Here is a 19,911-nt window from a genome sequence, read left to right as displayed (position 1 = left end):
AGCGGCGTTTTAGTATCTAGAATTCGGACTCTCTGGCTTAAGGTTGAAAGATCATGCGGAGCAAGGTGACAGGTGCCCAGCGTTGGGTGGTGAAGATCGGAAGTGCGCTGCTGACAGCGGACGGCAAGGGTCTGGATCGCAACGCGATGGGTGTTTGGGTCGAGCAGATGGTGGCCCTGCATGAGGCGGGTGTCGAACTGGTCCTGGTGTCGTCCGGCGCGGTAGCGGCCGGCATGAGCCGTTTGGGCTGGACTGCGCGACCGAGTGCCATGCATGAGCTTCAGGCCGCTGCAGCAATCGGTCAGATGGGTCTGGTGCAGGCGTGGGAATCCAGCTTCGCCGAGTATCAGCGGCACACCGCACAGATTCTGCTCACCCACGACGATCTGTCCGATCGCAAGCGCTACCTGAACGCCCGAAGCACGCTGCGCACCCTGGTTGAGCTGGGTGTTATTCCTGTCATCAATGAAAACGACACGGTCGTCACCGACGAGATCCGTTTTGGCGACAACGATACGCTGGCGGCGCTGGTGGCCAACCTGGTGGAAGCCGACCTGTTGGTCATCCTGACCGACCGTGACGGCATGTTCGATGCTGACCCTCGCAACAATCCTGAAGCGCAGCTCATTTATGAGGCGCGCGCCGATGATCCTGCCCTTGATGCTGTGGCGGGCGGTACTGGCGGTGCGCTGGGGCGTGGCGGCATGCAGACCAAATTGCGTGCTGCGCGACTCGCCGCCCGTTCCGGGGCGCACACCGTGATTGTAGGTGGCCGCATCGAGCGCGTTCTGGCGCGTCTGAAGGCCGGTGAGCGTTTAGGCACGTTGCTGTCCCCGGAGCGCGAAATGCTCGCGGCTCGCAAGCAGTGGCTGGCCGGGCATTTGCAAACCCGTGGCACGCTGGTGTTGGACGAGGGCGCTGTGAGGGCATTGACCGAGAGTCACAAGAGTTTGTTGCCGGTCGGCGTCAAGCTGGTGCAGGGCAGCTTCCGTCGTGGCGAGATGGTCGTGTGCGTGGCGGCTGACGGTCGCGAGATCGCCCGGGGTCTGAGCAATTACAGTGCTCTGGAAGCGCAGAAGATCATTGGCCTGCCCTCTGACGCCATCGTCAAGGAACTGGGTTACATGGCTGAGCCTGAGCTCGTGCACCGTGACAACCTGATTCTGGTCTGAAGTGCATTATCAAAAGAAGGAAGCATACATGCGAGTCATGAAAGGGCTGGTAGGCGCGTTGCTGATGCTGCCGTTGCTGGCGTCAGCTGAAGAGATCGGCCAGGTATCCACCGTGTTCAAGATGGTCGGTCCGAACGATCGGATCGTGGTCGAAGCTTTCGACGATCCCAAAGTCGAGGGCGTGACGTGCTATCTGTCCCGCGCGAAAACCGGTGGGGTGAAGGGCGGGCTGGGTCTGGCTGAAGATCGTGCCGAGGCGTCCATCGCTTGCCGGCAGGTCGGTCCCATTCATTTCAAGGAGCAATTGAAGGACGGGGACGAAGTGTTCAAGGAGCGAACCTCGCTGGTGTTCAAGACCATGCAGGTCGTGCGATTCCTGGACAAGAAGCGCAACACGCTGGTGTACCTCGTCTACAGCGACAAGGTGATCGAGGGCAGTCCGCAAAACGCCGTGACCGCGATCCCGATTCTGCCGTGGGCGCCTGCTCCCGCGCCTTGATGCTGAAGTGTCAAATCGAAGGCAATAAAAAACCGACCCTGAGGTCGGTTTTTTAACAAGCGAATCGCTTAGGCTGCAGCAGCAAGGTTCAGAGCCTTGATGTGGCCATTCAAGCGACCTTTATGGCGAGCAGCTTTGTTCTTGTGGATGATGCCTTTATCGGCCATACGGTCGATAACTGGCACGGCCAGAACATAAGCAGCTTGCGCTTTTTCAGCGTCTTTAGCGTCGATGGCTTTAACTACATTCTTGATGTAGGTACGAACCATGGAACGCATGCTGGCGTTGTGGCTGCGACGCTTCTCAGCCTGTTTTGCACGTTTTTTGGCGGAAGGTGTGTTGGCCACCGTCGAGCTCCTCGAAAGACTTGGGAAATAGCTAACAAAATAGGCCGCGAATCATGCCGATGAGATTGACGCTTGTCAAGGGCAGTTGATGCGTTCCGCTGAGTGGTCGCAGTGTGGTGCCGAGGTGATTTCTTTCCGGCGTGCGACCTGTAAACTCGCGGGCTTTGGCTCTGAGCTGTTTTGCGGCGCGGAGTATCGCATATATGGAACGCGCTTTGGCGCTTCCTTTGGTCAGGCGTACAACCTTTCGATGAATCTACTCAAATCGCTTGCCGCCGTTAGCTCTATTACGATGCTTTCGCGGGTGCTGGGCTTTGTTCGCGATACCATTATCGCGCGCGCATTCGGCGCCGGCATGGCTACTGACGCCTTCTTTATTGCCTTCAAACTGCCTAACCTGCTGCGCCGGATCTTTGCCGAGGGCGCCTTTTCCCAGGCATTCGTGCCGATCCTGGCGGAATACAAAAGCCAGCAGGGCGAGGAGGCAACCCGTACATTTGTTGCGTATGTCACCGGCTTGCTGACGTTGGCGCTGGCGATCGTCACTGTGCTGGGCATCGTGTTCGCACCTTGGGTCATTTGGGCGACTGCGCCGGGGTTTGCCGACACGCCGGAGAAATTCCAGCTCACCTCAGACCTGTTGCGGGTGACCTTTCCTTATATATTGCTCATCTCGCTGTCTTCGCTGGCTGGCGCGATCCTCAATACGTGGAATCGCTTCTCCGTTCCGGCGTTCGTGCCGACGCTGCTCAATCTGGCAATGATCTTCTTCGCCTTATTCCTTACGCCGTATTTCCACCCGCCCGTGATGGGGCTGGGCTGGGCGGTGCTGGCGGGCGGGCTGCTGCAGCTTCTCTATCAGCTGCCGCATCTGAAAAAGATCGGCATGTTGGTGCTGCCGCGACTCAACCTGCGCGACACCGGGGTCTGGCGGGTGATGAAGCAAATGCTGCCGGCCATGCTCGGGGTGTCGGTCAGTCAGATATCGCTGATCATCAACACGATCTTCGCCTCGTTCCTTGTCGCCGGATCGGTGTCGTGGATGTATTACGCCGACCGTTTGATGGAATTGCCTTCCGGCGTGCTGGGCGTGGCGTTAGGGACGATTCTTCTGCCGATTCTCTCGAAAACCTATGCCAGCCGGGATCGCCACGAATATTCGCGCATTCTCGACTGGGGCCTGCGCCTGTGTTTCCTGCTGGTGCTGCCGTGCACCCTGGCGCTCGGACTGCTCGCCGAGCCGCTGACGGTTTCGCTGTTCCAGTACGGCAAGTTCGACGCCGTAGATGCTGCGATGACTCAGCGTGCGCTGGTCGCTTATTCGGTCGGGCTGCTGGGCATTATCGTGATCAAAGTGCTGGCCCCCGGTTTTTATGCTCAACAAAATATTCGCACGCCGGTGAAAATCGCGATCTTCACCCTCATAGTGACTCAGCTGTTCAACCTGCTTTTCGTCTACGTCATTCATCTGGCCCACGCCGGTCTGGCGCTGGCGATCAGCGTGGGCGCGTGCCTCAACGCCTTGCTGCTGTTCTGGCAGTTGCGCAAGCAGGACCTGTTTCAGCCGCAGCCAGGGTGGCCGGTGTTTTTGGGCAAGCTGATTGTCGCCGTGGCGGTGATGTCCGGCGTGCTGCTGGGCCTGATGCATGTGATGCCCGCCTGGTCGGACGGTGAGATGCTGCAGCGATTCCTGCGCTTGGGCGGGCTGGTGCTGGCAGGTGTCCTGGCGTATTTCGGCACCTTGTTGGTGTTGGGTTTTCGGGTCAGGCATTTCGCCCGCAAGGCGATCCTGTAGGATCAGTCGTCGTTTTCTGCCGGTTAACGTCGATTGTTGCGGTTTGCCCGGATGTGTCGCCTGTCGTTGACGGCGGTGTGTGGTTATAATCGGCCACTTTATGAGCAAGAAGCGCGTTATGCAGCTGGTTCGAGGCCTTCACAATCTGCGCCCGCAGCACCGGGGCTGCGTCGCCACCATTGGCAATTTCGACGGTGTTCACCGGGGTCATCAGGCTATCCTGGCGCGCCTGCGTGAGCGTGCCGTCGAGCTGGGCCTGCCCAGCTGTGTGGTGATCTTCGAACCGCAACCGCGCGAGTTCTTCGCTCCCGAGACGGCGCCGGCCCGCCTCGCACGACTGCGTGACAAGCTCGATCTGCTCGCCGCCGAAGGTGTTGATCTGGTGCTGTGTCTGGCATTCAATCAGCGCTTCAGCAGGCTCAGTGCATCCGAGTTTGTCGACACCGTGCTGATCGATGGCCTGGGCGTGAAGCATCTGGAGGTCGGCGACGACTTCCGCTTTGGCTGCGACCGGATCGGTGATTTTGATTTCCTGCAGAACGTAGGCGCGGAGAAGGGCTTTACCGTCGAAGCGGCACAGACTGTCGAGATCGACGGCTTCCGCGTCAGCAGCACCAAGGTGCGCACCGCGCTGGCCGCCGCAGACTTCAAACTGGCGGAGCACTTGCTGGGCCGCCCGTTCGAGATATCCGGCCGGGTGCTGCATGGCCAGAAGCTGGCGCGTCAGCTGGGTACGCCCACCGCCAACGTGCAGCTCAAACGTCGTCGCGTGCCATTAACCGGTGTCTATCTGGTCAGCGCGCAGATTGACGGCAAGGTGTGGCCGGGCGTCGCCAACATTGGCGTGCGTCCCAGCGTGGCGGGCGATGGACGCCCCCACCTGGAGATTCACCTTCTGGATTTTACCGGCGATATCTATGGCCGGCGTTTGACGGTGGTATTCCACCAGAAGCTGCGTGATGAGCAGCGCTTTGCCTCCCTTGAGGCGCTCAAGACGGCGATCGATGCGGATGTCGCTGCCGCTCGTGCCCACTGGCACGACCAACCGCTAAACTTTAGAGCCTGAAATGACCGACTACAAAGCCACGCTTAATCTTCCGGACACCGCCTTCCCGATGAAGGCCGGCCTGCCCCAGCGCGAGCCGCAAACTCTGCAGCGCTGGGACAGCATTGGCCTGTACCAGAAGCTGCGCGAAATTGGCAAGGATCGTCCCAAGTTCGTGCTGCACGACGGGCCTCCGTACGCCAACGGCAATATCCACATCGGTCATGCGGTCAACAAGATTCTCAAGGACATGATCGTTCGCTCGAAGACCCTGTCGGGCTTCGACGCGCCTTATGTTCCGGGCTGGGATTGCCACGGTCTGCCAATCGAGCACAAGGTCGAAGTCACCCACGGCAAAAACCTGCCTGCGGACAAGACCCGCGAGCTGTGCCGTGCCTACGCGGCCGAGCAGATCGAAGGGCAGAAAGCCGAATTCATTCGTCTGGGCGTGCTCGGCGACTGGGACAACCCGTACCGCACCATGGACTTCGCCAACGAAGCCGGGGAAATCCGCGCGTTGGCAGAAATGGTCAAGAACGGCTTCGTCTTCAAGGGCCTGAAGCCGGTCAACTGGTGTTTCGACTGCGCCTCGGCACTGGCTGAAGCGGAAGTCGAATACCAGGACAAGAAATCGTCCACCATCGACGTGGCCTTCCCGGTTGCCGATGCCGACAAGCTCGCTGCAGCCTTCGGTCTGCCTAGCCTGAGCAAACCTGCTGCCATCGTGATCTGGACCACCACCCCGTGGACCATCCCGGCAAACCAGGCGCTCAACGTTCATCCAGAATTCACCTATGCGCTGGTCGATACCGGCGAGCGCCTGCTGGTGCTGGCCGAGGAATTGGTCGAGTCCTGCCTGAAGCGCTGGAACCTCGAAGGTTCGGTGTTGGCGACGGCCGAGGGTTCGGCGCTTGAGCTGATCAATTTCCGTCATCCGTTCTACGATCGTCTGTCGCCCATCTATCTGGCCGACTACATCGAGCTGGGCGCGGGCACCGGCGTGGTTCACTGCTCGCCGGCCTATGGCGTCGATGACTTCGTGATCTGCAAAGCCTACGGTCTGACCAACGACGACATCATCAGCCCGGTGCAGAGCAACGGCGTGTACAGCCCGTCGCTGGAGTTCTTTGGCGGCCAGTTCATCTTCAAGGCCAACCAGCCGATCATCGACAAGCTGACTGAAGTCGGCGCGTTGCTGCACACCGAAACCATCACCCACAGCTACATGCACTGCTGGCGCCACAAAACGCCGCTGATCTACCGCGCCACCGCGCAGTGGTTCGTCGGCATGGACAAGCAGCCGACGTCGGGCGACACACTGCGCAACCGCGCCGTGAAAGCCATCGAAGAAACCAAATTCGTCCCGGCATGGGGGCAGGCGCGCCTGCACTCGATGATCGCCAACCGCCCTGACTGGTGCATCTCCCGTCAGCGCAACTGGGGCGTGCCGATCCCGTTTTTCCTGAACAAGGAAAGCGGCGAGCTGCACCCGCGCACCGTCGAGCTGATGGAAGAAGTCGCCCAGCGCGTCCAGCAGGAAGGCATCGAAGCCTGGTTCAAGATGGACGCTGCCGAGCTATTGGGTGACGAAGCGCCGCACTACGACAAGATCTCCGACACCCTGGACGTCTGGTTCGATTCCGGCACCACGCACTGGCATGTGCTGCGCGGCTCGCACCCGATGGGCCACGAAACCGGTCCACGCGCTGACCTGTACCTGGAAGGCTCCGACCAGCACCGTGGCTGGTTCCACTCGTCGCTGCTGACCGGTTGCGCCATCGACAATCACGCGCCGTACCGTGAATTGCTCACCCATGGTTTCACCGTGGACGAGAACGGCCGCAAGATGTCCAAGTCGCTGGGCAACGTCATCGCGCCGCAGAAAGTCAACGACACGCTGGGCGCCGACATTATGCGTCTGTGGGTTTCGGCGACCGATTACTCCGGCGAAATGGCCGTCTCGGACACCATCTTGCAGCGCAGCGCCGATGCGTACCGTCGCATCCGTAACACCGCGCGCTTCCTGCTCTCGAACCTGACCGGCTTCAACCCGGCCACCGACCTGCTGCCAGCCGAAGACATGTTGGCACTGGATCGCTGGGCCGTGGATCGCGCGTTGCTGCTGCAACGTGAGCTGGAAGAGCATTACGGCGAGTACCGTTTCTGGAACGTCTACTCGAAGGTGCACAACTTCTGCGTGCAGGAATTGGGCGGCTTCTACCTCGACATCATCAAGGATCGCCAGTACACCACCGGCGCCAACAGCAAGGCTCGTCGTTCCTGCCAGACCGCGCTGTTCCACATCTCCGAAGCGCTGGTTCGCTGGATCGCACCGATCCTGGCGTTTACCGCCGACGAGCTGTGGCAGTACCTGCCGGGCGAGCGTAACGAGTCGGTCATGCTCAACACCTGGTACCAGAACCTGAGCGAGCTGCCAGAAGGCTTCGAGCTGGACCGCGCCTACTGGGAACGGATCATGGCGGTGAAAGTCGCGGTCAACAAGGAGATGGAGAACCTGCGCGCGGCCAAGGCCATTGGCGGCAACTTGCAGGCTGAAGTCACGCTGTACGCCGAAGACGCGCTTGTAGCGGATCTGTCCAAACTGAGCAACGAGTTGCGTTTCGTGCTCATCACCTCGACAGCCAGCGTCGCGCCTTTTGTCAGCGCGCCAGCCGATGCGGTGATTACCGAAGTGGCCGGTCTGAAACTCAAGGTCGTCAAATCCGGCCACGCCAAGTGCGCGCGCTGCTGGCATCACCGCGAGGACGTCGGGGTCAACCCTGAGCATCCGGAAATCTGCGGTCGTTGCGTCGACAACATCAGCGGTGCAGGCGAGGTTCGTCACTATGCCTAATGCATCGGCTGGCCGTATGGGCCGACTGGGTTGGTTGTGGCTGAGCGTGCTGGTGGTGGTCATTGACCAGGCCAGCAAGTTCTACTTCGAAAACCGTCTGGAGTTGTACGAGCAGATCGTCATCCTTCCTGACTACTTCAGCTGGATGCTGGCCTACAACACTGGCGCTGCGTTCAGCTTCCTGGCCGACAGTTCCGGCTGGCAGCGCTGGCTGTTTGCGCTGATTGCGGTCGTGGTGAGTGGGGTGCTGGTGGTCTGGCTCAAGCGCCTGGGGCGTGACGAAACCTGGCTGGCGATTGCCCTTGCCCTGATATTGGGTGGGGCGCTCGGCAATCTGTATGACCGAATCTTCATCGGCCATGTCATAGACTTTATCTTCGTGCATTGGAAAGAACACGGCTTCCCGGCCTTCAATGTCGCGGACAGCGCCATTACCGTTGGCGCGATCATGCTGGCTCTGGACATGTTCAAGAGCAAGAAAACCGGAGAAACCGTCAATGACTGATCAGTTGATGACCGAACAGGCTGCACAGGAAACACGCATCGGTCAGAACACGGAAGTCACCCTGCATTTCGCCCTGCACCTGGAAAACGGCGACACTGTCGACAGTACGTTCGACAAGGCCCCTGCGACCTTCAAGGTCGGCGATGGCAGCCTGCTTCCGGGCTTTGAAGCGCTGATTTTTGGCTTCAAAGCGGGTGACAAGCGCACGCTTCAGGTGCCCCCTGAAAACGCTTTCGGTCAGCCGAACCCGCAAAACCTGCAGGTCATGCCGCGTTCGCAGTTCCAGAACATGGAGCTGTCCGAAGGGCTGCTGGTGATCTTCAACGATGCGGCGAATACCGAACTGCCGGGCGTGGTGAAAGCGATAGACGATGATCAGGTCACCGTCGATTTCAATCACCCGCTGGCGGGCAAGACGTTGACCTTCGAAGTGGAAATTTTCGAGGTGAAGGCACTCTGAGCACCGCCAGAGCGCTTGGCCCCGGCACTGTTCGGGGCCTTTTCGTTTATATGTTTCATTGCGCGTAGACACGAGGCACATCATGCAAATCAAACTCGCCAACCCACGAGGCTTCTGCGCCGGGGTGGACCGTGCGATCGAAATCGTCAATCGCGCGCTGGAAGTGTTTGGCCCGCCGATCTACGTGCGCCATGAAGTGGTTCATAACAAATTCGTGGTCGAAGACCTGCGCAGCCGTGGCGCGATCTTCGTCGAAGAGCTCGAACAGGTGCCGGACGACGTCATTGTGATTTTCAGTGCCCACGGCGTGTCACAGGCGGTGCGCACCGAGGCGGCAGGTCGCGGCCTGAAGGTGTTTGACGCCACGTGTCCGCTGGTGACCAAAGTGCATATCGAGGTCGCACGCTACAGCCGTGATGGCCGCGAGTGCATCCTCATCGGTCACGCCGGCCACCCTGAGGTCGAGGGCACGATGGGCCAGTACGACGCCAGCAACGGCGGCGCGATCTATCTGGTCGAAGACGAAGCGGACGTTGCCAATCTCCAGGTGGGCAACCCCGAGAACCTCGCTTTCGTGACCCAGACGACGCTGTCGATGGACGACACCAGTCGTGTGATCGACGCCCTGCGCGCGCGATTCCCGGCCATTGGCGGTCCGCGCAAAGACGACATCTGCTACGCCACGCAAAACCGCCAGGATGCGGTCAAGGTTCTGGCCGACGAGTGTGATGTGGTGCTGGTGGTCGGCAGCCCGAACAGCTCCAACTCCAATCGCCTCCGTGAACTGGCTGAACGCATGTCGACTCCGGCCTACCTCATCGACGGCGCTGAAGACATGCAGCGCAGCTGGTTCGACGGCGTTGGACGCATCGGCATTACCGCCGGTGCTTCGGCGCCTGAGGTGCTGGTGCGTGGCGTGATCCAGCAGTTGCACGCTTGGGGCGCGACCGGCGAAGACGAGTTGGCTGGGCGCGAGGAAAACATCACCTTCTCGATGCCGAAGGAATTGCGCGTCAAGTCGCTGCTGTAATCCGGTCATCCTGTCACCGCATCATGCGCAGGGCTCGCTGCCGAAACCTTCGGATCGCAGCGTGACCCTGCCGGTCACCGCAATCGCCAATTGATATTGACTGACGGGTGAGTCTTTTAGACACACCGCCAGCGTCCCGTTGGCGTTGTTCAGCAGCCGCCCCGTGTTATCAAAACCTATCCGCGCAGCCACTTTGCTGTTGCCGACGACCCTGACATTTCGGTGGCTGACGAATTCGGCCAGTGAAAGCTCGCCCTCGTCCCTGAACTGGTTGCGGTTGCTGTCAACGAACACATTCCAGCCTCGGCTCCAGTCGTTGTCCAGCGCCTGCATCACCACCGGCTGACTGCGCAGAATCGCCTCCGTGCGAGCCATTCGTAGCCCGCTGGCCAGTTGCTGAGCCGTGTCCTGACGTCGTTGAGAATCGATCATTTGCCCGAAGGCGGGAATCGCCAGCGTGGCGACGATGCCGACAATCACCAACCCTGCCAGCAGTTCAATCAGCGTCAATCCTTGCTGTTTCACGAGCGTCTTCCTTTGAGTGCGGCGCTCAAGCAAACACCCGCTCAGCCGCCCTGACAACTGGGTCGATTGTCAGCCGGTATGTCCGCAAGCCGCCGTTACACATCCTCCGGGCAAACCGCCGCGCATCGGCTTCACTGGTGGCTGCACAGCGGATGGCAGAGGTGGACGATGCGAGGGAAGACGATGCAATCAGGGATGACATTGATCGAGGTGTTGGTCGCGTTGCTGATCTTCAGTGTCGGCATATTGGGCGTGGCGATGTTGCAGCTCAACGCCCTGAAATATACTGACAGCTCGATGCGCAGCATGCACGTCAGCTTTATCGCCCATGACCTGTTCGAGCGCATCCGCGCCAATCCCGGCGCCAGTTACACGCTGGCTTCGCTGAGTCAGGCACCAAGTTCCGGCAGTCTCGCCGTCCCTCGCCAGCAAGACCTTTACGACTTCGCGACGCAGTTGAAACGCGCGGTCGGCGACGACGCCGAGGCATCGATTGCGGTAGCGGGATCGAGCGTGACCCTTACGTTGAAGTGGGACGATTCCCGTGCCAGGCAGGAGGCCGCGCAACAGCAAACGCTTACGCTGACTGCCGATGTTTCTGCTGAGCGGGGCGCACGGCCATGAAGACTCTGGAGAGGGGATTTGGCCTCGTCGAAGTCATGTTGGCGCTGGTCCTGGGGTTGGTGATGTCGCTGGCTTTGGCGCAGATATTCATCAGTTCAAAGAGCAGCTATGCCAGTCAGACATCGTCCGCCAGCCTGCAGGAAGACGCACGATTCGTGCTCAGCAAAATGGTCCAGGAAGTGCGGCTGGTGGGGATGTTCGGCTGCCTGGGGAAAGTCGATGACACCAGCGCCGGCAATGGCTTTTCCAAGGCGTTTGAAGAGCCGATCCACTGGGACGCCAGTTCTCAGACGCTGACCCTCGCCACGGCCGGAACCGCGGAGGGCGGCGGCTGGTCGACCTGGGTCATTCACACTGACTGCGTGTCGTCCGCCACCGCGTACTCCAACGGCCGGGCGCCTCGACTTGCCGTGGATGAGACCGCCATGCCCATACACCGGCAGGTCTATCGCTTCAACAAAGCACGCAATGAGCTGTCGCTGAACGGCCAGCCTCTGGTCAGTAACGTTCGCGCGTTCAGCGTGTTGTTCGGCGTCGCCGGATCGATCAATGACCGCTCCATCTCGCAGTACGCCGTCACTGCCGATCCCTCGCTGATCCGCAGCGTACGGCTGACCCTCACCCTGTTCGACCCCGCAGACCGGGCCCAGGAACAGACCCTTGATGTTGTCGCTGCCATCCGTAATCGACTGGGGTAAGTGCATGAACGTGAATGCACAACGTGGTGCGGTGTTGATCGTCAGCCTGGTGTTCCTGTTGCTGCTGACCCTGTTGGCCACATCGTCGATGCAGAACGCCACGCTCCAGGAAAAAGTGGCCGGCACGCTCAAGCGGCGCGATGCATCGTTTCAGTCGGCGGAGACAGCGCTGCGCATTGCGGAAGCGAAAATCGTGGCACCGGGTTTTTCCCTGCCGGCCTGTTCGTCGCCAGCGAAATGTTTGCCACCGCCTGAAGCGTTGACCCTTTCCAGTAGCGCAGGGGGCGGGTCCTCGGGCGTGGATTGGTTCGCAACACGGGGTGGTTTCTATGGCGTTCAGCATGTCGGCCGAACCGACCAGCCGGCTGGAGGCGCAGACGGTCAGCTCTGGAACTTGTACCGCGTGACGGCCATTGGCATCGAGGGCGACTCACGCACCGTGCTCGAAAGCATCCACACCCAGGAGCGTCGCGTCATGTGGCGGCAGCGGCAATGAACAGAAACCGCGCCGGTTTCACCCTGATCGAATTGCTGATTGCCATCGCCATCGTCGCGATACTCGCCGCCGTCGCGTACCCGCAATACAGCGAATACACCCGGAAAACCCGCCGCTCCGAGATCGCTGGTGTGCTGGTTGAAGAAGCGCAGAAGCTGGAGCGGTTTCATTCACGGGCAGGGCAATACTCGGACGTCAGCGGGCCGCCGGCGTTTAGTCATGAGGTGTTGGTGGGGAATGCGTTCTATCGGATAGGGGCAGAGCGGAAAGAGCGGGTGTTTACGCTGACCGCGTCGCCGATTGGCGGCGGGGTGATGGGAGGGGATGCCTGCGGCAGCTTTGTACTGGAAAACACCGGCAGGCGCGACAATCTCGGAATGTCGGGGGCTGCCAGTGTGGCGGGGTGTTGGGGGCGATAATGTTTATTTAAAGCAGTCGGTGCCGGCAACTGAGGTTGGGGTCTTGTTCCCGAGTTGGTCAATAGCTAACGATCCGCATACATCTTGCATTTGCGGCCCCAGCGGTGCGGCTGTAAACGTATACGTGGTCGGCGTCGCAGCCAGGCTAAGCTGGTATTTGCCAGTTTGTGAGAGCGGCGGCGTGCTGGTAATACCCAAAGCCGCAAGACTGGCTGAATAGTTATTGTTTTGAGCGTAGTACCGCTCCATTCGCGCCACGGCGTCATTGAGCATCGCAATGCCTTCTGATCGATATCCGCGCTGAACGTACTTGGTGTACGCCGGGTAAGCGATTGCCGCCAGAATCGCGACGATGGCAACAGTAATCATCAGTTCGATCAGCGTGAAGCCGCGTTGGGAGCGGGTTGAAAAATGCATTGAATACAGCCTCATTGAGTAAATGGAATAACACGCCAGTTCTGGCGGCCATTGAAGGCGGTTCCGGTGTTGACGGCGGTAGTCTCGCCGCTCGAATCAGTCGCGTACTTCTGACCGCCGATGCTGCCGACGTCTACGCCCCCGGCACTGATGCTCATACCGCTGACGACCGTGTCGTTATAGTTGTCAGCGCTTGAGATGGTGCCGTTTCGGCGGAGGTTGAATACAGTAAAGGTCGTACGGCCTCCCGTGGTCGGGTCAAGGCCGTATAGCCATCCTGTAACGCCTGGGCTGCAGACGTCGGTGACAGGCGTTCTCGTCGATGCAAACACCACACTGCCGCTGAGGACCAGTGGGTCGACCAGCCGCTCACCCAGCAGCGTGTTGCCCATGGCAAGGTCGAGATACCAGCCCGACTTGGCGGTCCAGTCCACAGTGTTATTGCTCACGATGCGGACATCGTTACTGGTACCTGCAAAACTGACGTTGTTGGCCTGAGATGTAATCGTCTGAGCCTGAAGGCTGCCCCGCGTTAACGTCGGCGTTGACGACGCTGCAGCGCCCACCGTTTGTTTATCCCAGATGCCGTACAGGGTCTGAAGGTCGGTGCTGGCCTTATCCGCCGTCGCGAAGTAGCGACCCGTTCCGAACAACACGATCGTTCCCGCTGCGGTCGGGTGGGCCACGACCGTAGGCGGCGCGGTAATGGACTGCACGGCGGCCCCGGCTGTATCGCTCGCGGTTGCGGTGTAGAGCGGTTTGTTGCCAAACGCTACTTTGTAGTTACTCGCTGTGGCGTTTGCCGTCAGCGAACTTGCGATCAGGTCAAAGCGCCACAGATTGCCAAGCAGGTCCCCGGCGTACACGTAATCTGCATAGCCGTCGGCGTTTGCGTCCAGCACCACGGGAGAAGACAGCCCGTTGTTGCCACTGACTGATGTGGTCAACTTGCTGATCGTGGCGCCGGTGGCGGCGTTGAGGATGAACAGCGACGCAGTGCCGTTGTTGCCGTTGTAGCCATTGCCGACAATGACACCCCAGTCCCCGGAGTGCAGCTTGGCGATGACAGGAACGGAAAAGCTCGAGCCAAGGTCCACGTCGTTCTGTGATGTGAACTCCCAGAGCAGGCTGATGCTGTCAGGATTGGTGACGTCCAGCGCAAAGATTTCCCGTCCACCAGCACCCAGCGTACCCACCAGAATCGTATGCCAGGCACTGCCGAAGTAGACGTCCGCAACGACCGGAGTGCTGTCAACGAAGAAACGGTGCAGGGCGGAGTTGGAGTTGTAGTCCTTGTTGGTCAGCGCGTTGAGGTTGGATATCACTGCCGTGGGAATGAAGGCGAACTTCTCGACGCCGGTCAGCGTATCGAATGCGTGCAACATTCCATCATTCGCGCCTACGTAGATTTGCCCTCGGCGCGTCGACTGAGTGGTATTGAACGCCGCATAAGTGCCGCTCTGTCCATTAAGTGTGTCGGCGACGGTTGCATCGTAGAGCGCTGTGTCCACCACCACTGGCGAGGAGTTGACCAAGTCACCAATGAGCGATGCGCGGCGACGATACGTGGACGTCGCCTTACTGGTGTCACCTTTCACGAAGTCCACCTGGTCGGACGTGAGTGTCGTCTGCAAGTTGATGCCGGCGTAAATACGGTTAGCCAGGTTGGCATACGTAAAGCTCTGGAGGCCGTTGGTTGTCGTGCCTGCCATCTGGATATTGCGCGAACTCCAGGTAGGCACCACCTGCGAGGCCGACCAGTTCTGCACGCTGCTGGTGCTGCCATCCGTTTTATTGATCGTTGTGGTTGTCTTGATCAGGTCGCCGCTCCAGGTGGCGACGTTCAGGCTGTTCAAATACGTTGCGGACGCGTTGCTGGTGCCGAGCGCGGGGACCACTGCAGGTGTTGCCACTGAGTTGTTGGTTTGCAGGATCTGGTTGAAGGCCGCGTCGAGCTGTTGCTTGAGCGTCGAGGCATTGGTCACCAGAAAGTAATTATTAGGTGTTCCCGACTTTGTAGAATCCCATTGCCCGGTCACTGGCAGGCTGCTGCTGGTGTTGGTCGGGCCGCCGAAACCGCCCCACTTGGCCGCGTACCACAATGGATCCTGCAGGTTGGTGATGGAGGTCGTTGGCGAGGCAACGAATCTGCGGGTATGTGTATCGCCACGGGATGAAGGCGATACGGCCTGGTTTTGGTCTTTGCGTCCCGGCAGCAGGTCGGCGATGTTGTTACAGGTCGCAGTGGATGTAGCGCATGCACCGGGAAGTCTCGTTCCGGGCGTGTCCAGCGAGTAGTGAAGGTTGCCGGCGGCCCCCCCTGTCACTTCCAGATAAATGCCGTCGGTGGTGGTGCCGGAAATGGTATAGCCCATGTGCGATTCGGCGCCCGATACCGAGTAAACGGTCTGCAGCGTGACATCCAGAGAGCCAAGGGCATTGACCGCGACGGTATAGAGCACGATGCCGTCCATGTCGTAGTCGCAACCCTGACCGCAGTCGTCGAATACCACCCTGAAAACAGCCTGCGCTCGGCCGCCGTTAATATTGGCGTTGGTGGGCTGACCGGTCATGTTGTACAGCGAGTCGATATAAAACCCGGTGATTTGCTCAGTGATGCCGCTGCTGGCCACTTTGCCAAACGGGACCAGCGTGATCGAGCCCGTACCGACGGGCATCTGAATACGCGGCAGTGTCGACGAAAGTGCGATGGAAAAGGTCTGGACCTTCTGATTGCCCAAAGAAGTAATCGGGTTGGTATTGGCGTAATAAGCCACCGCCGCTGCGTTGAACGTACCTTCTTTGGTAGGTTCCTCCGGCAAGCCCCTGATGTTACCCAGACTGGACGCAACCTTCGCAGTCGGCGCCTGGTCGCTGACGCCGAGTGTCTGGCCGATATTTATGTTTTTGCTGCCGCCGACATCAGTGTTCCAGATCGTCTGGCCCAGCTTGCTTACGTCCAGATTGGTGAGTGCAGCAGAGGAGCCCGGCGCGGCGCTTATTGTGTAAGTGCTACCCGGTAAATCAGAGTCATAACTGGGGGTGACGTCACTAAATAGCGTCTCGAATGGCTTGGAGCAACTTGGATAAGTCGGCGGGGTCGCGGCGGAATTGGGACTTGTGGAATACGGGTTACTCCACGTGGTAACGCTCGTCAGACTCAAGCCCCCGCTCGTGTCTGCGTTCCCAGATTTGTAATTGGCAGTTGGGGTGGTTTCGCCGCTGAAGTAACGCATCGTCTCGAACATCATTTCGCCAAGCGGATTCCCCCAGTTAGGGCAGTTGGCGTTCGGCATCGGCGTGACGTAGATATTGCAACCGGTCGTGCTCAACCTAAGCCCGTCCAGTGTGCCGATGATGGCGCTTTTTACGTAGTTGCCGTTCTTGTCCGGAGTGCCAAATATGCCAGTCGAGGCATCGATCTCCGCTGAGAAACTGCCCATCGCTTTACGGACTACGCCGCCCTGGATGTTGTTCTGATAAGTTCCTGTAACCAGCCCGAAATACATCTGGTTGCCTTCACCGTAGTCGTGAAGAATACCGGTGGGTTTATAGGTACCATTCGGATAAAGCTTGCAGTTGCTTTCGATGTATTTGGCCTTGCACACCTCCACTCGAACTTGATAATCGGTAGGGGAGACGTTGACGTCCTGAAAGTTGATATCGGTAGCCCTGCTGCCACCTTGGGTCACCTCGCGGGAGACCCACCCAAATATGCGTATGTTCGACACGTTGGATAATACCCGGAGGAGCGGAGCGCTGCTCTGGGTGTTATTGGCGAACAGGGTGTAATTGCCGGCGCTTGGGTTGGACAACGGGGTGTAGTCAGAGAGGTCATACCCATCGACGGTGCGACTGGAATATTCCTTACCCCACGTGTGAGCATCGGTCGAAATATAGGCGCGCGTCAGAATTGTCTGGGACGCCGTATCGACCTCGCGATACCCGCCATACAGCACTTTGCGTAACGCATCGGCGCGTGAGGTTGTCAGGTAGTTGAGGTAATCACCGCTCCAGTTGCCGGGGCACTTCTTCAGGTTGGCAACAGTGGTGTTCGAGGAGGCCGTGAAGTAGCTGCCGTTATAGGTGTAACACGTAAGCGAGTCGAAATAGCCCAGATAGGTGATCGAGGGCTTGTAACGAATATCGATGGAACCGTCCCCGTCCAGGTCCGAGGCATCGTTATAGGCAGGGAAGAACAACTTGTGGTCGCGGCCCACTACCAGCATGTTCAGCGGCGGCACGGAGTTGTTCAAGAACAGTGGCAGTTGCGCGGGAACCTGACTCACGGCAGCGTGCGCCACGCCAAGCGGCAACAGGATCAGGCATGCCAGTGCAACGATGAAACTGCTGAGCGTGATTGGCTTATTCATGGTCGTTCGCTGTCTGGCAGGCACTTAGGAATCGGAAACGGCAAAAACCGTGCGAAGAATGACGCGTTGCGTGGTCGCGTCGCTGGAGCACCTGACGTTGGATGCGCAAGCAGTGATCTCGTAGTAGTGACGGCCGCAGTCCCTGGCCAGAAGCCCACAGTTGTTCTGCGTCTGACCATCCAGAAACCTCAAATCGATCACATACCACTCAATTTCAACGTTATTGCCGGTGACTGGATTGTATTGATAGGTGGTGACCAGATTGATATTGGCGCTGTTGGCAGCGTTGAATGCGAGGGGATAATCGCCATTCACCAACGTAGCCGCGTTTGGGGTCGGTATGCAGGGTTTGTTCGTATTGCCGGCCGCCGCTGTACATTGCCATTGGTTAATGCTCAGTTCACCAATTCGCAGGCCCGCTTCCGCGGCATTGGTCAGGGTCTTCTGCAGTCTGAGGTTGCCGGTGATCCGGGATTCGAGCGACACCCCGCGCATGCTGGAAAGGGCCAGCAACGTGATGATCAGCAGCATCATCAATGCCACCAGGAGCGTGGCGCCGTTCTGGTCGCGCATTTGCGCGCGCTGAAGAATTTTGATTGAGTTCTTCATGGCATCTGATTCCGGACCATGATGGTCCCCTGCACGATTTGATAAATAGCTTTCGTATCGTTGTAGTTGGTGCCGTAGCGCCCGTTCCAGTCTTTCAGCGCAAGTGAAATATCGGTAGTGCTGTCACGAATCATAGGGCTGCCGGGGCTCTGCATCAGCGCGCTGTAGCGGACCGCCGCAATGGTGCCAGTCGGTGCGGTCGTGCTGAATGTGCTGACAGCTTTCGGGTCCGACGGATCCGATCCATATTCAAAGCGCAGATCCTGAACGCCGCTCACCAGTTGTTGAGTCGCGGCACCGCTGGTGCACGTAATGGCCTTGTTGGCAGAATCAAAATCAATCCTTTCAACAATTTTCGGGCGCACAGTGGTCGGCACCGACCGCGCCGAATAGGGCGTGGTTATATTGTTCTGGTCCCCCGCTGCAAGAGCGGCGCCTTGGCAGGTGACATCAAGCTTGCTGGTGGCCTGATATTGAATGCACAAGGACGATTCGGATAGCGCTACGACGGAGGCACCCTGGGGGAAATTGCAGCCATTCATGGAGTTGTCAGAGGGAATCACTGCGCCCAGGCTGCTGCGATATCCTGCCTTCAGCAGTTCCTGGCTCAGGATGGCCAAGGTGAACCGGCCGTTTTCCTGATTGCCTATCTGTGCCTGCTGGAATAGATAGGTCCGCTGGTTGCTGATGAAAATCTGAGTCACGCCGAGGATCAGAAATAGGCCGATGACCATTGCGACCATCAGCTCGATCAGTGACAGGCCTTTCTGCCGGTGAGGTAAGGCGTTCACTGTCATTTGATGCGTGTCCTCAAGCGGTAGGTGCAGGTGCCTGCCGTCGTGATACTGGCGCCGGTCATGCAGTCCGTGGCGTTCTTGACCGTCCAGGCAACCTGAATCTCCAGATCAACGTTCGTTGTGCTTGAGGTCGTGCAGGCCGATACGTCGCCTGGCGAGGGTGTCTTGCAGATGTAGAAGCTATTAAGGGTGTCGGCGCCTGGCAGCAGCGTGGTGGCACGTGCTGCCCAGCAACCGATTTGCTCGGACAGCGCTGACGGTGAGGGGGTGCAGTCCGAGGCGGGGGCCGGAAACGAGGCGCCCGGCGCCTTCAGGCATGAATTGGCGGTGGTGCAATCCGCGGGTGCGCTGCGAATGATTTCGACGAGATCGTCCACCAGCATGATCGCGGTATTACGCTGAACAGAATCCTGAGTGTAGGGAATGGCCTTGCTTTGCAGGGCAACCATGCCAAGCACGCCCACCACAGTGATGAGCAGGCTGACCAGGACTTCGATCATGCTGAAACCCGCTGATCGACCGCGCAGGAAGCTACCGTTCATCAGCAGCCTCCAGGGCGCGTCGAGGCGGGAGGTGTGACCCGTCCGCTGGACTGCACGGAGATAAATTGCGGCGTAACGGAGGCGTCATTGGCGTATGAAACCTGGAAGCAGGTGGTCGCAGATGACGTGCCGGTCGGCGAGAAAACAATACTGCCCACTGCGGTTGTAACGGTGATACCGGCTTGCAGCCCCGAGGCGCCGATTTGTCTAAGCGTCTGCTGATTCGTGGCAACCGAGAGCGCCCCCGCCCAGTTGGTGCTGCTGTTTCCAGGCGCCGTAATCGTCACAAGCGTGCTCCGAGTCACCGCTTCGCCCCGAGCGTATTGCAGCAGGTCATACAGCTCATCGGCCCCGGCCCTCACGTTACTGCGGTGAATCAAGCCAACGAAACTCGGCACCGCAATGGCCGCGAAAATACCGACGATTACCACGGTCACGATCAACTCGATCAACGTAAACCCGCCGCTCACGCCCTTGTCAGGACATTGCCAGCTGCGACGCGGATTCGGGCGCGTTAGACCAGAGCTGAGATCCATCAAGGAAATTCCATTTTTTGCGTTGAAATATGGTGATACTACCCAGCTCCGAAGTCGCTAAGTAGTAGATGTCCGGGAATTTTCGGCGGACCGGTGGCATACAGTATTTCTTCGGCCGCTTTCGCGTCAGGTTGATTGCTATCTGACGGGCGGACTGCGGCGCATATT

At 59.1% G+C, this 19,911-nt stretch carries 20 protein-coding genes; 12 read left to right on the top strand and 8 right to left on the bottom strand.

The window, feature by feature from the left end; translation table 11 throughout:
• Positions 1-53 precede the first annotated feature (53 nt).
• A complete protein-coding gene (gene proB, locus QWI20_RS00940) occupies positions 54-1,172 on the top strand; it encodes a glutamate 5-kinase (protein ID WP_369303757.1) in 1,119 nt (372 codons plus the stop codon).
• Between the two features lie 28 nt (positions 1,173-1,200).
• Positions 1,201-1,671, top strand: coding sequence for a CreA family protein (locus tag QWI20_RS00935; protein WP_369303756.1), 471 nt, complete (start codon positions 1,201-1,203; stop codon positions 1,669-1,671).
• A 68-nt stretch (positions 1,672-1,739) separates the two neighbouring features.
• On the opposite strand, the gene rpsT is transcribed toward QWI20_RS00935, so the two are convergent.
• A complete protein-coding gene (gene rpsT, locus QWI20_RS00930) occupies positions 1,740-2,018 on the bottom strand; it encodes a 30S ribosomal protein S20 (RefSeq protein ID WP_037015424.1) in 279 nt (92 codons plus the stop codon).
• A gap of 250 nt (positions 2,019-2,268) precedes the next feature.
• On the opposite strand from rpsT, the gene murJ reads away from it, so the two are divergent.
• The 6 genes from murJ (at position 2,269) to ispH (ending at position 9,707) form a co-directional block, all read left to right on the top strand.
• On the top strand, positions 2,269-3,813 hold the full coding sequence (murJ, locus tag QWI20_RS00925; RefSeq protein WP_369303755.1) for a murein biosynthesis integral membrane protein MurJ: 1,545 nt from the start codon (positions 2,269-2,271) through the stop codon (positions 3,811-3,813).
• A gap of 118 nt (positions 3,814-3,931) precedes the next feature.
• The gene (gene ribF / locus QWI20_RS00920) at positions 3,932-4,879 is read left to right on the top strand and encodes a bifunctional riboflavin kinase/FAD synthetase (RefSeq protein ID WP_369303754.1); all 948 of its coding nucleotides are present in this window, start codon (positions 3,932-3,934) and stop codon (positions 4,877-4,879) included.
• Position 4,880: 1 nt separating this feature from the next.
• Positions 4,881-7,712: an isoleucine--tRNA ligase gene (gene ileS, locus QWI20_RS00915; protein WP_369303752.1), complete on the top strand. Its 2,832-nt coding sequence runs from the start codon at positions 4,881-4,883 to the stop codon at positions 7,710-7,712.
• Positions 7,705-8,217 (top strand): signal peptidase II, encoded by a 513-nt coding sequence (gene lspA / locus QWI20_RS00910; RefSeq protein WP_065987672.1) that lies wholly within the window; start codon positions 7,705-7,707, stop codon positions 8,215-8,217. Before ileS ends, lspA begins: the two co-directional genes overlap by 8 nt.
• 7 nt (positions 8,218-8,224) lie before the next feature.
• A complete protein-coding gene (fkpB, locus tag QWI20_RS00905; RefSeq protein ID WP_369303994.1) occupies positions 8,225-8,677 on the top strand; it encodes an FKBP-type peptidyl-prolyl cis-trans isomerase in 453 nt (150 codons plus the stop codon).
• A gap of 82 nt (positions 8,678-8,759) precedes the next feature.
• Entirely contained in the window at positions 8,760-9,707 is a 948-nt protein-coding gene (gene ispH, locus QWI20_RS00900; RefSeq protein ID WP_369303750.1) for a 4-hydroxy-3-methylbut-2-enyl diphosphate reductase, read from the top strand.
• Between the two features lie 21 nt (positions 9,708-9,728).
• Here the strand turns inward: ispH and QWI20_RS00895 are convergent, their stop codons facing one another.
• A complete protein-coding gene (locus tag QWI20_RS00895) occupies positions 9,729-10,232 on the bottom strand; it encodes a GspH/FimT family pseudopilin (RefSeq protein ID WP_369303749.1) in 504 nt (167 codons plus the stop codon).
• Positions 10,233-10,415: 183 nt separating this feature from the next.
• Between QWI20_RS00895 and pilV (QWI20_RS00890) the strand changes: the two genes are divergently transcribed.
• The 4 genes from pilV (QWI20_RS00890) to QWI20_RS00875 are packed head-to-tail and all read left to right on the top strand — an operon-like array spanning position 10,416 to position 12,469.
• A complete protein-coding gene (pilV, locus tag QWI20_RS00890; protein WP_369303748.1) occupies positions 10,416-10,856 on the top strand; it encodes a type IV pilus modification protein PilV in 441 nt (146 codons plus the stop codon).
• Complete coding sequence (locus tag QWI20_RS00885) at positions 10,853-11,554, top strand: PilW family protein (protein WP_369303747.1); 702 nt, start codon at positions 10,853-10,855, stop codon at positions 11,552-11,554. The genes pilV (QWI20_RS00890) and QWI20_RS00885 overlap by 4 nt, the downstream gene beginning before the upstream one ends.
• A 4-nt stretch (positions 11,555-11,558) precedes the next feature.
• Positions 11,559-12,050 carry a PilX N-terminal domain-containing pilus assembly protein gene (locus QWI20_RS00880; protein WP_369303746.1) on the top strand — a complete coding sequence of 164 codons (492 nt, stop codon included), beginning with the start codon at positions 11,559-11,561 and terminating at the stop codon, positions 12,048-12,050.
• Positions 12,047-12,469, top strand: coding sequence for a type IV pilin protein (locus QWI20_RS00875; protein WP_369303745.1), 423 nt, complete (start codon positions 12,047-12,049; stop codon positions 12,467-12,469). Before QWI20_RS00880 ends, QWI20_RS00875 begins: the two co-directional genes overlap by 4 nt.
• A gap of 3 nt (positions 12,470-12,472) precedes the next feature.
• On the opposite strand, the gene QWI20_RS00870 is transcribed toward QWI20_RS00875, so the two are convergent.
• From QWI20_RS00870 to QWI20_RS00845, 6 genes are read right to left on the bottom strand one after another with little or no spacing between them, the layout of a single operon-like run.
• Entirely contained in the window at positions 12,473-12,886 is a 414-nt protein-coding gene (locus tag QWI20_RS00870; RefSeq protein WP_369303743.1) for a type IV pilin protein, read from the bottom strand.
• Between the two features lie 11 nt (positions 12,887-12,897).
• Positions 12,898-17,259 carry a pilus assembly protein gene (locus tag QWI20_RS00865; protein ID WP_369303742.1) on the bottom strand — a complete coding sequence of 1,454 codons (4,362 nt, stop codon included), beginning with the start codon at positions 17,257-17,259 and terminating at the stop codon, positions 12,898-12,900.
• A 24-nt stretch (positions 17,260-17,283) separates the two neighbouring features.
• The gene (locus QWI20_RS00860) at positions 17,284-17,868 is read right to left on the bottom strand and encodes a PilX N-terminal domain-containing pilus assembly protein (protein ID WP_369303740.1); all 585 of its coding nucleotides are present in this window, start codon (positions 17,866-17,868) and stop codon (positions 17,284-17,286) included.
• Entirely contained in the window at positions 17,865-18,665 is an 801-nt protein-coding gene (locus tag QWI20_RS00855) for a PilW family protein (protein ID WP_369303739.1), read from the bottom strand. Before QWI20_RS00855 ends, QWI20_RS00860 begins: the two co-directional genes overlap by 4 nt.
• Positions 18,662-19,207, bottom strand: coding sequence for a type IV pilus modification protein PilV (gene pilV / locus QWI20_RS00850; protein ID WP_369303738.1), 546 nt, complete (start codon positions 19,205-19,207; stop codon positions 18,662-18,664). The genes QWI20_RS00855 and pilV (QWI20_RS00850) overlap by 4 nt, the downstream gene beginning before the upstream one ends.
• Positions 19,207-19,743 carry a GspH/FimT family pseudopilin gene (locus QWI20_RS00845; RefSeq protein ID WP_369303737.1) on the bottom strand — a complete coding sequence of 179 codons (537 nt, stop codon included), beginning with the start codon at positions 19,741-19,743 and terminating at the stop codon, positions 19,207-19,209. Before QWI20_RS00845 ends, pilV (QWI20_RS00850) begins: the two co-directional genes overlap by 1 nt.
• Positions 19,744-19,911 lie beyond the last annotated feature (168 nt).

This window comes from Pseudomonas sp. W2-17 (assembly GCF_041060445.1).
Taxonomy (GTDB): domain Bacteria; phylum Pseudomonadota; class Gammaproteobacteria; order Pseudomonadales; family Pseudomonadaceae; genus Aquipseudomonas.
This window is presented reverse-complemented; position numbering and strand designations above follow the sequence as displayed.

What these genes read in the sequence shown, in the direction of transcription:
- proB (WP_369303757.1), top strand. Translation starts at nt 54, where the DNA reads ATGCGGAGCAAGGTGACAGGTGCCCAGCGTTGGGTGGTGAAGATCGGA.
- QWI20_RS00935 (WP_369303756.1), top strand. Translation starts at nt 1,201, where the DNA reads ATGCGAGTCATGAAAGGGCTGGTAGGCGCGTTGCTGATGCTGCCGTTG.
- murJ (WP_369303755.1), top strand. Translation starts at nt 2,269, where the DNA reads ATGAATCTACTCAAATCGCTTGCCGCCGTTAGCTCTATTACGATGCTT.
- ribF (WP_369303754.1), top strand. Translation starts at nt 3,932, where the DNA reads ATGCAGCTGGTTCGAGGCCTTCACAATCTGCGCCCGCAGCACCGGGGC.
- ileS (WP_369303752.1), top strand. Translation starts at nt 4,881, where the DNA reads ATGACCGACTACAAAGCCACGCTTAATCTTCCGGACACCGCCTTCCCG.
- lspA (WP_065987672.1), top strand. Translation starts at nt 7,705, where the DNA reads ATGCCTAATGCATCGGCTGGCCGTATGGGCCGACTGGGTTGGTTGTGG.
- fkpB (WP_369303994.1), top strand. Translation starts at nt 8,225, where the DNA reads ATGACCGAACAGGCTGCACAGGAAACACGCATCGGTCAGAACACGGAA.
- ispH (WP_369303750.1), top strand. Translation starts at nt 8,760, where the DNA reads ATGCAAATCAAACTCGCCAACCCACGAGGCTTCTGCGCCGGGGTGGAC.
- pilV (WP_369303748.1), top strand. Translation starts at nt 10,416, where the DNA reads ATGCAATCAGGGATGACATTGATCGAGGTGTTGGTCGCGTTGCTGATC.
- QWI20_RS00885 (WP_369303747.1), top strand. Translation starts at nt 10,853, where the DNA reads ATGAAGACTCTGGAGAGGGGATTTGGCCTCGTCGAAGTCATGTTGGCG.
- QWI20_RS00880 (WP_369303746.1), top strand. Translation starts at nt 11,559, where the DNA reads ATGAACGTGAATGCACAACGTGGTGCGGTGTTGATCGTCAGCCTGGTG.
- QWI20_RS00875 (WP_369303745.1), top strand. Translation starts at nt 12,047, where the DNA reads ATGAACAGAAACCGCGCCGGTTTCACCCTGATCGAATTGCTGATTGCC.
- QWI20_RS00870 (WP_369303743.1), bottom strand. Translation starts at nt 12,886, where the DNA reads ATGCATTTTTCAACCCGCTCCCAACGCGGCTTCACGCTGATCGAACTG.
- QWI20_RS00865 (WP_369303742.1), bottom strand. Translation starts at nt 17,259, where the DNA reads ATGAATAAGCCAATCACGCTCAGCAGTTTCATCGTTGCACTGGCATGC.
- QWI20_RS00860 (WP_369303740.1), bottom strand. Translation starts at nt 17,868, where the DNA reads ATGAAGAACTCAATCAAAATTCTTCAGCGCGCGCAAATGCGCGACCAG.
- QWI20_RS00855 (WP_369303739.1), bottom strand. Translation starts at nt 18,665, where the DNA reads ATGACAGTGAACGCCTTACCTCACCGGCAGAAAGGCCTGTCACTGATC.
- pilV (WP_369303738.1), bottom strand. Translation starts at nt 19,207, where the DNA reads ATGAACGGTAGCTTCCTGCGCGGTCGATCAGCGGGTTTCAGCATGATC.
- QWI20_RS00845 (WP_369303737.1), bottom strand. Translation starts at nt 19,743, where the DNA reads ATGGATCTCAGCTCTGGTCTAACGCGCCCGAATCCGCGTCGCAGCTGG.